The sequence below is a fragment of the Candidatus Methylospira mobilis genome, from assembly GCF_009498235.1.
Lineage (GTDB): Bacteria > Pseudomonadota > Gammaproteobacteria > Methylococcales > Methylococcaceae > Methylospira > Methylospira mobilis.
On record NZ_CP044205.1, the window covers coordinates 17,131 to 29,891 of the forward strand.

Here is a 12,761-nt window from a genome sequence, read left to right on the forward strand (position 1 = left end):
TAGAGTATCGCTCAGGCGAGCGGAGGGGGCAAGTTTGCCTGAACATTTCCTGATGAGTACTTCCTGAAACGCTAACGAAGGAACAGACAGCCATGCATGAACTTAACTGCAAAATTTCAGGCGCGCTGGAGCAGGCGCTGCTGGAGCGGCAAAAACTGACCGGCGAGACCGCAGGCCATATCGTGCGCGCCGCGCTTGCCGATTATTTACAGGTCGGTCACAGCACCCTGTTTCAGATCTCCAGCATCAATGCGTTGGTGGAAGGCATTTACCAGGGCGAAATCAGCGTCGACCAGCTCAAGGAGCATGGCGATTTCGGTTTGGGTACTTTCGATAGCCTGGATGGCGAAATGGTGGCGCTGGACGGTCATTTCCATCAGGTAACCGCGGACGGCAAGGTTCGCGAAGTGCCGGGCGACGTCGGTACACCGTTTGCCGTGGTTACATTCTTTCAGCCCGGTAACCACACCGATTTTCTGCGATGCGCCAGTTATGCCGACCTGCAAGCGCAAATAGACGAGCTCAGGCATTCCGACAATACCTTTTACGCCATCCGCGTTGACGGATGTTTCGATTTTGTGCGCACGCGCGCGATGCATCGCACCGCCGACGGCGTGCCGTTGGTGGAAGCGGCGGCGCATCAGCCCGAGTTCGAGTATTCCGCTATCTCGGGCAGCGTCGTCGGTTTCTGGTCGCCTTCGTATGTGTCGACGCTGAATGTGCCGGGCTATCACTTGCATTTCATCAGCGAAGATCGCAGCGCCGGTGGGCATGTACTGGAGCTGTCGGGCAGCGATTTGAAGCTGCGCATAGAAGAGGAAACTGCTTTGCGTTTGGCCTTGCCGGAAAATGAAGCGTTTTTGCGCGCCGATCTGACGCGCGACGTCACTGAAGACCTGGACAAGGCGGAGCGCTAACGCGATGACTGAACAAAGCGGCGCCGAGTTGTTGGCGCAAAACATCGAGGCTCAGGGTGTGGAGTATATATTTGCGATACCCGGAGCCAAAATCGATCGCGTTTTCGATGCGCTGATCGGAAAAAAACCGCAAGTCGTGGTGTGCCGCCATGAGCAGAACGCGGCCCTGATAGCGCAGGGCATCGGTCGCATGACCGGCAAGGCCGGGGTCTGTCTGGTGACTTCCGGTCCGGGTTGTTCCAATCTGGTGACCGGTCTGGCGACCGCCACCACGGAAGGCGATCCGGTTGTTGCGTTTGGCGGGGCCGTGCCGCTGGCCGACCGCCTGAAGCAAACCCATCAAACCCTGGACAGCGTCAGGCTGTTCAAACCGGTCACCAAGTTCAGCGCCGAAGTCGATGCGCCGCACGCCATTTCCGAAGTGGTGGCTAATGCGTTTCGCAGCGCCGAAGCGGGGCGTCCGGGTGCGGCGTTCATCAGTCTGCCCATGGACGTCATGGAAGGTCCCGCGCCTTACGATGTGCTGACGCCGGTGCGCATCCCGCGTTATGGCGCGGGAGACACCACCGCGCTGGCGGAAGCGGCGTGCGCGATTAATCGCGCCGCCTTTCCGGTGGTACTGCTGGGCATGATGGCCAGCCAGCCCGAGGCGGCGCAAGCGGCCAGAGCGTTCCTGGCCAAAACGCGCCTGCCGGTGGTCGGCACTTTCCAGGCCAGCGGCGTGGTGCCGCGCGAACTGCTCGATTGTTTCGGCGGGCGCGTCGGTTTGTTTCACAATCAGCCGGCCGACCGCATTCTGGATCAGGCCGATCTGGTGCTGACCATCGGCTTCGACCCGGTAGAGTACGATCCATGGTTGTGGAATCATCAGGGGCTTAAACGGCGGCTGATCCATCTGGACGTATCCGGCGCCGATGCGGATATGGATTATCGCCCGGATATAGAAATCATCGGCGACATAGCCGCCAGCCTGAAACTGCTGACCGGTTTTGTCGACGCGCGCAGTTTCGCAGCGATGCGATTCTCGGTTCAGGAGGCGACGCAGGCGCTGGCGGCGATCAAGGAGAAAGGCGCGGCCTTGTCCGGCGCGCCGGTTCATCCGTTGCGTATCGTTTCCGAACTGCAAAATCTGGTCTCGGACGATATGACCGTCATTACCGACGTCGGATCGTTGTATATCTGGATGAACCGTTATTTCCTGAGTCACAATCCGCGTCATTTTCTTGCCAGCAACGGTCAGCAGACTTTAGGGGTCGCATTGCCGTGGGCGATAGCCGCCAGTCTGGCGCGTCCGCAGCACAAAGTTATTTCGATGTCGGGCGACGGCGGTTTTCTGTTTTCGGCGATGGAGCTGGAAACCGCGGTACGCCTCAACAGTAACCTGGTGCATATCGTCTGGCGCGACGGCGCTTACGATATGGTGCGTTTTCAGCAAGTAGCCAAATACGGGCGCGATACCGCCGTGGAGTTCGGTCCGGTCGACACGGTGCGTTATGCCGAAGCCTTCGGCGCGCGCGGTTATGCCGTGCAGTGCGCGGACGAGATTGCCCCGGTTTTGAAAAAGGCGCTGGATGCGGACGGCCCGGTGCTGATCGACATTCCGGTGGATTACCGTCACAACATGCATTTGATGGAGCAGATCCATTCGGGGATTATTCATTGATAGAGCCTGATAATTAAGGGTGCTTTATACTTGAAGCGACTTACCGGTTGTGCTGAAAACAAAGCCTGCACTACAATGCGGAAGGCAGAATTTCTTTTTCTATACAGATGAATACCTCGCTTCTCCCGACTATATCGGCCTACGCCCAGACTAAACTCTCCTCAGCTGATACTGAGGAGAGCGAACGTGTGCGCCTTCAAAATCTTCTGGTCGAAGAGCGGGTTTCCACGGAAGGACTGACGCTTTACGCCAATTATCTTGATGGCGGGCCTATATCCGACCTGGATGACTGGGGTAGTCGTCATGCTGATTTTGCCGTCGAGGAAATAGAAATCGGTTTTGCCGATGCCCTCGAACCCTGGACTTTTCGTGCAGGGAATGCAGCCAACCGGTTACCGCTGGTAGATCGCCGAATCAACCTGATTCGCGTCGAAGATGCGGGTTGGCCATGCAGGCTGAACAGTACTTCCTTCGAAGAGGTTAGTCATCACATCGAAGCCCTGTCGGCAGCGGGTCGTGGCAAGGCGGAAATTGCCGATCATTTCCTGACGCGCTTCCTCACCACCTGGAATGCGGAGCGTGACAAGCGCCCTTCGTTTGTGACAACCGAACTGGAAGTCGAAGACATTCTGCAGGACGCTGCGCCCGGATGGGCGGAAAAACTGCGCGACCGTCTTGGTCTCGGTCATTACTCGCCGATGGCAGGCGCAGCTCCGATTCCCGTATTTATCATGCGTTACCCGTTGGAAGAGGTTTATTCGACCCATGATGAGCAAGGCCAGCCGTCAATTCCTACGCTGCTGGATGGCAGGCTCAATGATTTCTTCTTCCCCAGTCCGCTGCCCGGTCCTAACCCCGATCCGAATCCCTGTCTCGGACACACACTGAACCTTACCCCGGTTGACGATGAGAACGACTACAAACTGGGGGTGGAGCTATTGCACAGGCGCATCGATTATCGCCCTGAGCATTTTTATCGCACGGGCATAATCGCCAACCCGCTCGGTATGCCTCTGGAGCGTGCGCGCCGCTTTCACCTGCCCTGGTTGCGGCTCTCTCGCGACCGGGAGGACTTCGGCAAAGGTGTGATGTCATGACTATCTCATCGCATTCGGCCATGGCTTTCGCCAGGTCGCCAGCGAGTCAGACCGACCATCCTGCTATCGTCCGCTGGCGCGAGCGTTTTGGCACAGATGCAGCGGCAGCGCTTGCGCTTGCCTTGACCGGCAAGGTTTCCCTGGGGGCTTATGACCGTATCCGTCCGGCAGAGGCGCTTGCGCAAATTCTGACTGAAAACGATCTGGCTCGCGCCGACGAAGGATTGCGCGCGTGGTTGGGCGGCCTGCTCAATTTGCCGACGCCTAAGGGTATCAGTGGTAAGCGTTTTGCCGACTCTCTGGTAGAGGCTTTTCGTTTGATTGCGCTGTTGCGTTTGAATTCCGCGCGCGCCTGGTGCGCCCAGCATCATGGCGCGTTACGCAATTGGCTGCGGGCTTTCTATTTTGGCCGTAGCCGTGACCCGGAAGCAGCGCTGCTGGTTGCTCTTGCACAGGGGCAGGCGGATCGCTCGCTGCTGGCGCTCTGGCAGAGCATCGTGCGCCGTGGTCGGCCTATCGAGCATGTGCGGCATGCGCTTGGCGGATTGCGTCTGTTGCCCGCCGACGACAAGGGAGGGGTCGAACGTGGTGTGCCAAGAGCCTTATTGCAGGGACTGCTGGATTTCGGCGATGCGCTGGATCGCCGGGGCGAACGCAAGGGTAGCGAATGGCTGATGGAAATCGACTTTCTTGCCGCCGCCTATCCGATGAGTAAGGATAGTTGGGGGCGTCAGTTCAGATCAGTGGTGCAGGCGCGGAAACCCGTACCGACCGTTCAGCAATGGCTGAACCAGCGTTATCCGCTGGCGCTGAAACCTTTTGAAAACGGTGTCAGGAAAGATTCATTGCAGCCGCCTTTTTTTGATGAGATCAAGCCGCTGCTGTCTCAGTTGGCGACATATGATGTTCAAGTCCGGCCCCGTCTGCAGGAATTTTTCGATGATAGCCGGCACTACTGCCGGGAAAGCGGAGACAGTTCTTTTCTGGTGCGATCTTTTTGTTTTGCCGGCGACCGCCTGCTGGAAGCTGATCCGGCATGGGTGCGCGACCTTGCGCACGAAGCGGCTATCTGGGAACCGAATAACCATCATGCCTGGGCTCTGCTTGCTCAGGCATTGGAAGCCGAAGGTGATTGGCGTCGCGCCGAAGCCTTCTACTGGCAAGCCCGCCGCCGCTTTCCAGAAGATGTCAAAAGCCACAGCCAATTGGCCCATGCATTGCTTGTTCACGATAGCGGCGATCTGGGCGAAGAAATATATCGTCAGGCAATCCGGCTGTTCCCTGATAACCCTGTTTGCCGTAACGATCTCGCTCACACATTAAGAGTGCTGGGCCGCTTTGATGAAGCCTTGGCGGAATACCAGCAGGCCAAGGAGATTTTTGACCGTGATGTCGTGACTGCGACTGCTATGGCTGATCTGCTGATCGACATGGAGCGTTTCGCTGAGGCTGAGGAAACGCTGAGTGGGGCAGAGTACCTCGTTCCGCGTGATGATCAGTACACACAGCAGAAGCTTGAACAGGTTAGGCAAAGATTGCAGAGCGCACAAGCCGGTCGATTCATTCCACCGAAGAAGCTGCAAGCTCGCCCGGCACAAATCGACGGCGGTAGTCTTTCTGCGTTCTCCGACATTGTCGGGACCGATCTTGCTTACGCGCCGGACTTGGGCAAGGCGACATTATTGCGGCGCAAGACTAACGGCGATTTGATTGCGGCGCGCAATTTTATCAACGCTATTCCTGAATGCCCTGAAAAGCTCGTAGAACTCGGCTTATGCGAGGCTGCGCATCAAGGCTGGTCGGCGGCTGCGTACTGGTTCGACAGCATCTGGCAGCGTTACGAAGGCGACGGCGTGCTGCGCGTGCATCGGCAACGCGCCCACGCTCGCGCCGGTGATGCCGTGGATTGGAGTCAGGAGCGCATACAGTATCCTGATTTAATCAATGTCATTTTGACCGAGGAGCAGGGAGAACCCCCGCGTCAGCATTTCCCTGCGGAGGATGACCGCTCCGAGGAGCAGAGACAGGATGCATGGTTCGCCCATCTTGTTGCGCGCGAAGATCCCCTGCTGCGCGATCTGGCAGAAGAAGATTATCTGGCGGCACGTCACATGCTTTGACGCGTGCCGAAGTCACACAGGGCCGACTGTGAAATACCGAGCCGGGCTGTATGGCGTCGGCTCGGCGCAAGATTTAGAAAAAACCGAGTTTCTGCTCGCTGTAGCTTACCAGCAGATTCTTGGTTTGCTGGTAGTGATCCAGCATCATCTTATGGGTTTCCCGGCCGATACCGGATTCCTTGTAGCCGCCGAACGTGGCGTGGGCCGGATAGGCATGGTAGCAGTTGGTCCACACCCGCCCGGCTTTGATGGCCCGGCCCATGCGGTAAGCGACATTGCCGTCGCGGCTCCAGACGCCGGCGCCGAGGCCGTAGGGCGTGTCGTTGGCGATTGCCAGCGCTTCGGCTTCGTCCTTGAAGGTGGTTACCGCGAGTACCGGCCCGAATATTTCTTCCTGGAAAATCCGCATCCTGTTGTGGCCTTTGAACAGCGTCGGCTGGATGTAATATCCATTTTCCAGGTCGCCGCCCAAGTGAGCGCGCTCGCCTCCGGCCAGCAACTGCGCGCCCTCCTGTTTCCCCAGATCGAGATAGGACATGATCTTGTTCATCTGCTCCTGCGATGCTTGAGCGCCCATCATGGTGCCGGTATCAAGCGGGTTGCCCTGTGTGATTGCGGCTACGCGTTGCAGAGCCCGCTCCATGAAGTGCTCGTAAATCGATTCGTGTATCAATGCGCGCGACGGGCAGGTGCAGACTTCGCCCTGGTTGAACGCGAACAGCACCAGGCCCTCGATCGCCTTGTCGAAGAAACTGTCGTCGGCTCTGGTGATATCGGCAAAGAAAATATTGGGCGATTTTCCGCCCAGCTCCAGCGTAGCCGGAATCAGGTTGCCGGCGGCGGCTTGCGCTATGCTGCGTCCGGTGGCGGTCGATCCGGTAAATGCAATTTTGGCGATGCGTTTGCTGGCGGCGAGCGGCATTCCCGCTTCCGCGCCAAAACCGTTGACGATATTCAGAACGCCCGGCGGCAGCAGGTCGGCGATCAACTCGGCCAGTATCAGGATGCTGACCGGTGTGGATTCCGCGGGTTTGAGCACGACGCAGTTGCCCGCGCCAATGGCAGGAGCCAGTTTCCAGGCGGCCATCAGGATCGGGAAGTTCCACGGGATAATCTGGCCGACGACGCCGAGCGGTTCGTGAAAATGGTAGGCGACGGTGTTTTCGTCTATCTCGCTGATACCGCCTTCCTGAGCGCGCAGACAACCGGCGAAGTAGCGGAAGTGGTCGATCGTCAATGGAATGTCGGCATTCAAGGTCTCGCGGATCGGTTTGCCGTTGTCGACGGTTTCCGCGTAAGCCAATAGTTCGAGGTTTGCTTCCAGCCGGTCGGCGATCTTCAGCAGCAGGTTGGCGCGCTCGGTTGGTGACGTGCGGCCCCATTTTTCGGCTGTGGCATGCGCTGCATCCAAGGCCAGTTCGATATCCTCGGCTGTAGAGCGAGCTGCTTGTGTGTAGGCTTTGCCGGTAATAGGCGTCAACACATCAAAGTACCGGCCTTGAACCGGTGCAACCCATTTGCCGCCGATGAAGTTGTCGTAGCGGGTTTTATAAACAATCTTGGCGCCGGCGGCGCCGGGTGCGGAATAGATCATGTTGAACCTTTAAAATGTACCGATGGGTGAATGAAGTTTTCCGGTTGGCATCCGGGGCTGGATATCGTCGGCATCCTTGGCGGCAAGGGACGAAGTATCGCGCAGACTGAGCGGCCGGGCAAGCAGTTGCTTAGCCGGTGACGCATGGAGGCTCGAAGAAAAGCATCGAAGGAACGCGGTACGAAACGGCGATTAATGCGCATATTCATGTAAAATCCCTACTCATACTCGAACATTCGCGAACGCATGCGGCGTGCCGCATGCGCTCAATCGCTTATAAGCCAACGGACAGACAATGCAGCCGCCTCTTTCCGCAGATAGTGCGGTAACGACTATCCCCAGCAATCTTTACGGCATGGCTTTACTGAACGACCCGCTCTACAACAAGGGCAGCGCCTTTAGCGCAGAGGAGCGCGCGCAGTATGGCCTGGCCGGCTTGCTGCCGCCGCGCGTCGAAACGCTGGAAGAGCAGGTTGTGCGCGCCTACGAGGCTTTTATCGACAGCGAAAGCCCTTTGCAGCGCCATATTTATCTGCGCCAGCTGCAGGACAGCAACGAGGTATTGTTTTATCGTCTGCTGTCCGAGCATATCGAGGAAATGCTGCCGATCGTATATACGCCGACAGTGGGAGACGGCTGCCGCCGTTTCAGCCATATTTACCGGCGGCCGCGCGGCTTGTTCGTGTCTTACCCCGAGCGCGGCAACATCCGGCAAATACTGGCAAACCGTCCGAACAAGGACGTTGACGTTATTGTGGTCACCGATGGCGAGCGCATACTGGGGCTGGGCGATCAGGGAGCCGGAGGCATGGGCATCCCGATCGGCAAGCTTTCACTGTATACCCTGATAGGCGGCATACACCCGAGCCGCACTTTGCCGGTGCTGCTGGATGTCGGCACCAACAACCCACGGCGTCTGGCCGATCCTCTATACATAGGTTGGCGTCATCAGCGCGTAACCGGTGCGGAGTACGACGCCTTTGTCGAGCAGTTCATCAGCGCGGTCGAGTTGGAAATGCCGGGCGTCTGTCTGCAATGGGAGGATTTTGCAATGCCCCATGCGCGTCCGCTGCTGAACCGCTATCGCGACCGTATCCTGAGTTTTAACGATGATGTTCAGGGAACCGCGGCTGTGGTTCTGGGCGCGATACTGGCCGCGATCAATGTGACTGGCCGGCCGTTGATCGAGCAGCAGATCGTGATACTCGGCGCCGGTTCGGCGGGCATAGGCGTTGCCGATTACTTGCGCGCGGCGCTGGTCGGTAAGGGGCTGAGCGAACTTGAGGCGCGTGCGCGTTTTTTCATTGTCGATAAGGTGGGGCTGTTGCATTCGCATCGGTACGATCTGACTGTGGAGCAGGCAATATATGCGCAGCCTTGGGATAATGTGGCGGCGTGGGCAAAGGGCGACGCCTGCATTATCGGCCTGTCCGACGTGATTGAGCAGGTGAACGCGACGATCTTGATAGGGCTTTCCACAGTTGGCGGCGCTTTTAAGCAATCGGTTGTGCAAACCATGGCGCGCAAGGTCGATCGGCCCATTATCTTTCCGTTGTCGAACCCGACCAGCCTGGCCGAAGCGACCCCGGAAGATTTGATGCGCTGGAGCGACGGGCGTGCGCTGGTCGCAACCGGTTCGCCCTTCGCTCCCGTGGATTTCGCCGGGTGCGCGATCCCGATAGCGCAGTGCAATAACGTTTTTATTTTTCCGGCGGTCGGTCTGGCGTTGGCGGCGTGCAAAGCCACGCGCGTTACCGATGCGATGTTGATTGCCGCTGCCGAAGCGCTGGGACGGTGCTCGCCGGCATTGCGCGATGCTTCTGAATCCTTGCTGCCTCATTTGGAGAATGCGCGGCGGGTTGCAGCGCGGGTAGCTCTCGCGGTAGCGCTGCAGGCCGTCAGCGACGGCGTGGCTCCCGCAGCGAACGAAGAGCAATTGCGTCAGCGCATTGCCGGGGCGCAATGGCTGCCGGCCTATTCATAACAGCGACAAGGCTCGAGCTCTGATAGAGTACCTCGCGCCTGAGTGCAGTCTCAGAGGCGAGGTGACCGTTTTTAACGCAACAGCAAGAATAGTCCCGCATCGCCACGCTGAAGGTTCAGCAGCAATTGACCGGCGCCCGCCGCAGCCTGAAGTTCTTCCATGTTGGTGACGCGCTTCTTGTTGGCCATGACGATTATATCTCCAGGACGCAGACCGGCCTGAAACGCATAAGAACCGGTATGGATGCGCTCCACTACCACGCCCTCGTAAGGCGCTTGCGGCGGGGTGTTGTTGAGCACGGTGCCCGCCAGCCGCGGATGTATTCTTTTGCCGTCTTCCTGAGCCAGCTTCGGGGCAACGATTTTTGCGGTGAGCGCTTCGGGCTCACCTTTACGCAGCACCTCGATTTGTACTTCCTCGCCCACCTGCGCCAGTCCGAGCGAGTTGCGCACGTCCGATCCCTGTTTAATCGGGCGATGGTTTATCGCTACAAAAACGTCTCCGGTTTCCAGGCCTGCTTTTTCCGCGGGAGAGCCGGGTTTGACCGCCGTAATCACCGCGCCTTGATGCTGTTTCAAACCGAAGGCCTGCGCCAGATCCGGAGTCAGATCCTGTACGTTGACGCCGAGCAAGCCGCGCTTGACTTCGCCATGTTCGATCAGGATGTTCTTGATGCTCTCGACCATGTTCGACGGTATAGCGAAGCCGATGCCGACGTTACCGCCGTTGGGCGCCAGAATGGCGGTGTTGATGCCGACCAGTTCGCCGCGCAGATTGACCAGCGCGCCACCCGAATTGCCGGGATTGATCGATGCGTCGGTTTGAATGAAATCCTCATAGCCTTCTATGCCCAGTCCGGAGCGGCCCAGCGCGCTGACGATGCCGGAGGTGACGGTTTGCCCGAGGCCGAACGGATTGCCGATCGCAACCACGAAATCGCCCACCTGCAACTGACTGGAATCGGCGATGGGCAATGCCTCCAGATCCCTGGCTTCTACCTGGATTACGGCTACGTCAGAGTCGGGATCGGTGCCGACCAGTTTGGCGGCGAGCTGGCGGCCATCGTGCAGCGTGACCTGAATCTTGTCGGCCTTGTCTATTACATGATTATTGGTCAGCACGTAACCGCGATGTGCGTCGATTATTACGCCGGAGCCGAGGCTGGAAGACTCCCTTCTCTGTTGCGGTATGTTGGGCAGATTGAAAAAATGCTGGAAAAACGGGTCCTGCATCAACGGGTTCTGCGCTGCTTCGATATGCGTGCGCGTGGAAATGTTTACGACGGCCGCCGTCGCTTTTTTGAGCATCGGCGCCAGGCTGGGCAAAGACTGGCCTTCGACGCTCAACGGCAGAGCGGCTTCGGCGGCCGGTATTACTATCATCAGGCTGGCAGCGATCGCAGCCAGGGCCAGTCGTATATATAGGGTCATCTGAGTTCCCATTCGTTGCGGGTGTAGAAGTCTGGAATATAGGGTGTTTTAGAAAAAATTCAAGAGATCGCGAGTTTATTCTCCGTTGGGCGTTTTCTTTCATGCCTTTTACTGACAAGCGTGCAGCGCTCGCCTACAATGGAGTCTGAGCGGTTGCCGGCCCATCGGGCCGGTTGTCCGCAGACACCGATTTTCTTGTCGCTGCCCAGGAGAAACCTCATGAAAGGTGAAAAAAATATAATCGATATTCTTAATGGCCTGTTGGCCGGCGAATTAACCGCAGTCGACCAGTACCTGATACACGGCGAAATCTATGCCGATAAAGGCTTCCCGCATCTGGCGAAAAAAAGCCTGCACGAGTCTGATCATGAGCGCCAGCATGCCGCTGCGCTGATCCGGCGCATTCTTTTTCTGGAGGGTACGCCGAATCTGTCGTTGCGTAGTCCGCTAAATGTCGGAAGCACCGTTCCCGAAATGCTCAAAGCCGATCTCGAACTGGAATACCGTGTCGTCGGCGAATTGAAAAGCGCAATCGCCGCCTGCGAACAGGCCCAGGATTACGTTACGCGAGAGTTGCTGGTAGTCCAGCTCGAAGATACCGAAACCGATCATGCCTACTATCTGGAGCGTCAGCTGCGTCTGATCGATCTGGTGGGCCTGCAAAATTATCAGCAAAGTCAGATGGAGCCCGGACAGCCGGGCTGAGGAGCGAATCATGAAAGGCGATAAAACAACCGTACTACCGCTGTTGAACCAGGTGCTCAAGAACGAGCTGACTGCCATCAACCAGTATTTTTTGCATGCGCGCATGTTTCGTAACTGGGGGCTGGAAAAACTGAACGATTACCAGTACAAGCAATCCATACGCGTGATGAAGGAGGCCGATAAGCTGATAGAGCGCATCCTGTTTCTTGAAGGCCTGCCGAATCTGCAGAACCTCGGCAAGCTGCTGATAGGCGAACATGTGGTCGAATGTCTGGAAGGTGATCTGCAATACGAACGCGAAATCCAGCGTCCGCTGCTGATCGAAGCGATCGCCGCCGCCGAAACCCTGCAGGATTATGTCAGCCGCGATTTGCTGGCTGAGCTGCTGGAGCATTGCGAAGAAACCGTCGACTGGTTGGAAACCCAGATGGATTTGATCAAGGACGTCAGTCTGCCGAACTACCTGCAGTCGCATATGGAGTAGGCGATAGCTTATAGCTGACAACTAAATGAAAGGCAGGTGGCGCAAAGACGGGTCCGTCGCATTCTCAGCGATGAGACGATTTTTGCGCCGTTGTCTCCATGTTGCGAACTCCTGGGTAAAAGCCTTATTGCTCTATTTCGATCCAGCAGGCGAAGATAGGGTGACCGTCAATTATCATGGGCGGTCCGGCTCTGTGCGCATGAAGCCCTGAGAGCTTCAATAAACGCTCAATACCGATCGGAGATACCGTGATGACGCGTTTTGCCCCACGCTTCATCGCGCAGGCAATGGCTTCTCGGAGTAGTTTTATGGTAACGGAAGATGAAAACTGGCTTAGAGCCGTAGCTGTTTTTGCGTTAAAGTCAACAGAAGCGAAACGCGATAACTCCCATATATCCGGTGAATTGGGAAGTTCCATGCCATTGAGCAACTGGGGGAAAACCTCGGCCAATAAATAAGGCTGAGTGGTTGGCAGCAGCCGCGCACAGCCGGTAATTTCACCGTGCTCCTTTTTTGAAACCACGTACACGGTATCGTCACGGTCGAATTGATCATGTTCCGCGCCGTCAAAACTTTGCAGCGGCCACCCCAACCGTTCCACAAAGACCCTGTGGCGGTAGTTGGCTACTTTGGAGTAAAACCCGGCAGGTAGTTCTGCCGGCGTGCCTGCGATTACGTACATATCTCCTCCGTTGAATGAATTACAGCCCATGGGATGTACATTTGACAGGGAGAAACGTTTTCGAACAACTGTCAATATTGACAGG

General features: G+C 57.3%; 10 protein-coding genes. 7 read left to right on the forward strand and 3 right to left on the reverse strand.

Translation table 11 applies throughout. The features are described 5' to 3' along the window. Positions 1 to 92 precede the first annotated feature (92 nt). The 4 genes from budA to F6R98_RS00095 all read left to right on the forward strand — a co-directional run bounded on the left by budA (position 93) and on the right by F6R98_RS00095 (position 5,797). Positions 93 to 917: an acetolactate decarboxylase gene (gene budA, locus F6R98_RS00080; protein WP_153247181.1), complete on the forward strand. Its 825-nt coding sequence runs from the start codon at positions 93 to 95 to the stop codon at positions 915 to 917. A gap of 4 nt (positions 918 to 921) precedes the next feature. Continuing rightward, the gene (gene alsS, locus F6R98_RS00085; protein ID WP_153247182.1) at positions 922 to 2,580 is read left to right on the forward strand and encodes an acetolactate synthase AlsS; all 1,659 of its coding nucleotides are present in this window, start codon (positions 922 to 924) and stop codon (positions 2,578 to 2,580) included. 188 nt (positions 2,581 to 2,768) lie between these two features. Beyond that, a complete protein-coding gene (locus F6R98_RS00090; protein WP_153247183.1) occupies positions 2,769 to 3,677 on the forward strand; it encodes a hypothetical protein in 909 nt (302 codons plus the stop codon). Continuing rightward, positions 3,674 to 5,797, forward strand: a complete 2,124-nt coding sequence (locus tag F6R98_RS00095) for a tetratricopeptide repeat protein (protein ID WP_153247184.1) — start codon at positions 3,674 to 3,676, stop codon at positions 5,795 to 5,797. The genes F6R98_RS00090 and F6R98_RS00095 overlap by 4 nt, the downstream gene beginning before the upstream one ends. Before the next feature lie 73 nt (positions 5,798 to 5,870). Here the strand turns inward: F6R98_RS00095 and adh are convergent, their stop codons facing one another. Further along, positions 5,871 to 7,391 (reverse strand): aldehyde dehydrogenase, encoded by a 1,521-nt coding sequence (adh, locus tag F6R98_RS00100; RefSeq protein WP_153247185.1) that lies wholly within the window; start codon positions 7,389 to 7,391, stop codon positions 5,871 to 5,873. Between the two features lie 295 nt (positions 7,392 to 7,686). Here adh and F6R98_RS00105 point away from each other — a divergent pair, with 295 nt between their 5' ends. Then, complete coding sequence (locus tag F6R98_RS00105) at positions 7,687 to 9,375, forward strand: NAD-dependent malic enzyme (protein WP_153247186.1); 1,689 nt, start codon at positions 7,687 to 7,689, stop codon at positions 9,373 to 9,375. A gap of 71 nt (positions 9,376 to 9,446) precedes the next feature. Here F6R98_RS00105 and F6R98_RS00110 read toward each other — a convergent pair whose 3' ends face one another. Then, positions 9,447 to 10,805, reverse strand: a complete 1,359-nt coding sequence (locus tag F6R98_RS00110) for a DegQ family serine endoprotease (RefSeq protein ID WP_153247187.1) — start codon at positions 10,803 to 10,805, stop codon at positions 9,447 to 9,449. Between the two features lie 219 nt (positions 10,806 to 11,024). Here F6R98_RS00110 and bfr (F6R98_RS00115) point away from each other — a divergent pair, with 219 nt between their 5' ends. Both bfr (F6R98_RS00115) and bfr (F6R98_RS00120) read left to right on the forward strand, forming a co-directional pair. Beyond that, the gene (gene bfr, locus F6R98_RS00115) at positions 11,025 to 11,510 is read left to right on the forward strand and encodes a bacterioferritin (RefSeq protein WP_153247188.1); all 486 of its coding nucleotides are present in this window, start codon (positions 11,025 to 11,027) and stop codon (positions 11,508 to 11,510) included. 10 nt (positions 11,511 to 11,520) lie between these two features. Beyond that, entirely contained in the window at positions 11,521 to 11,994 is a 474-nt protein-coding gene (gene bfr / locus F6R98_RS00120) for a bacterioferritin (protein ID WP_153247189.1), read from the forward strand. A gap of 124 nt (positions 11,995 to 12,118) precedes the next feature. Here bfr (F6R98_RS00120) and F6R98_RS00125 read toward each other — a convergent pair whose 3' ends face one another. Then, positions 12,119 to 12,676, reverse strand: a complete 558-nt coding sequence (locus F6R98_RS00125) for an acyl-homoserine-lactone synthase (protein WP_153247190.1) — start codon at positions 12,674 to 12,676, stop codon at positions 12,119 to 12,121. Positions 12,677 to 12,761: the final 85 nt, after the last annotated feature.

Coding starts and splice junctions, on each gene's coding strand:
- budA (WP_153247181.1), top strand. CDS start 93: ATGCATGAACTTAACTGCAAAATTTCAGGCGCGCTGGAGCAGGCGCTG.
- F6R98_RS00105 (WP_153247186.1), top strand. CDS start 7,687: ATGCAGCCGCCTCTTTCCGCAGATAGTGCGGTAACGACTATCCCCAGC.
- alsS (WP_153247182.1), top strand. CDS start 922: ATGACTGAACAAAGCGGCGCCGAGTTGTTGGCGCAAAACATCGAGGCT.
- F6R98_RS00095 (WP_153247184.1), top strand. CDS start 3,674: ATGACTATCTCATCGCATTCGGCCATGGCTTTCGCCAGGTCGCCAGCG.
- bfr (WP_153247189.1), top strand. CDS start 11,521: ATGAAAGGCGATAAAACAACCGTACTACCGCTGTTGAACCAGGTGCTC.
- F6R98_RS00125 (WP_153247190.1), bottom strand. CDS start 12,676: ATGTACGTAATCGCAGGCACGCCGGCAGAACTACCTGCCGGGTTTTAC.
- adh (WP_153247185.1), bottom strand. CDS start 7,391: ATGATCTATTCCGCACCCGGCGCCGCCGGCGCCAAGATTGTTTATAAA.
- bfr (WP_153247188.1), top strand. CDS start 11,025: ATGAAAGGTGAAAAAAATATAATCGATATTCTTAATGGCCTGTTGGCC.
- F6R98_RS00110 (WP_153247187.1), bottom strand. CDS start 10,805: ATGACCCTATATATACGACTGGCCCTGGCTGCGATCGCTGCCAGCCTG.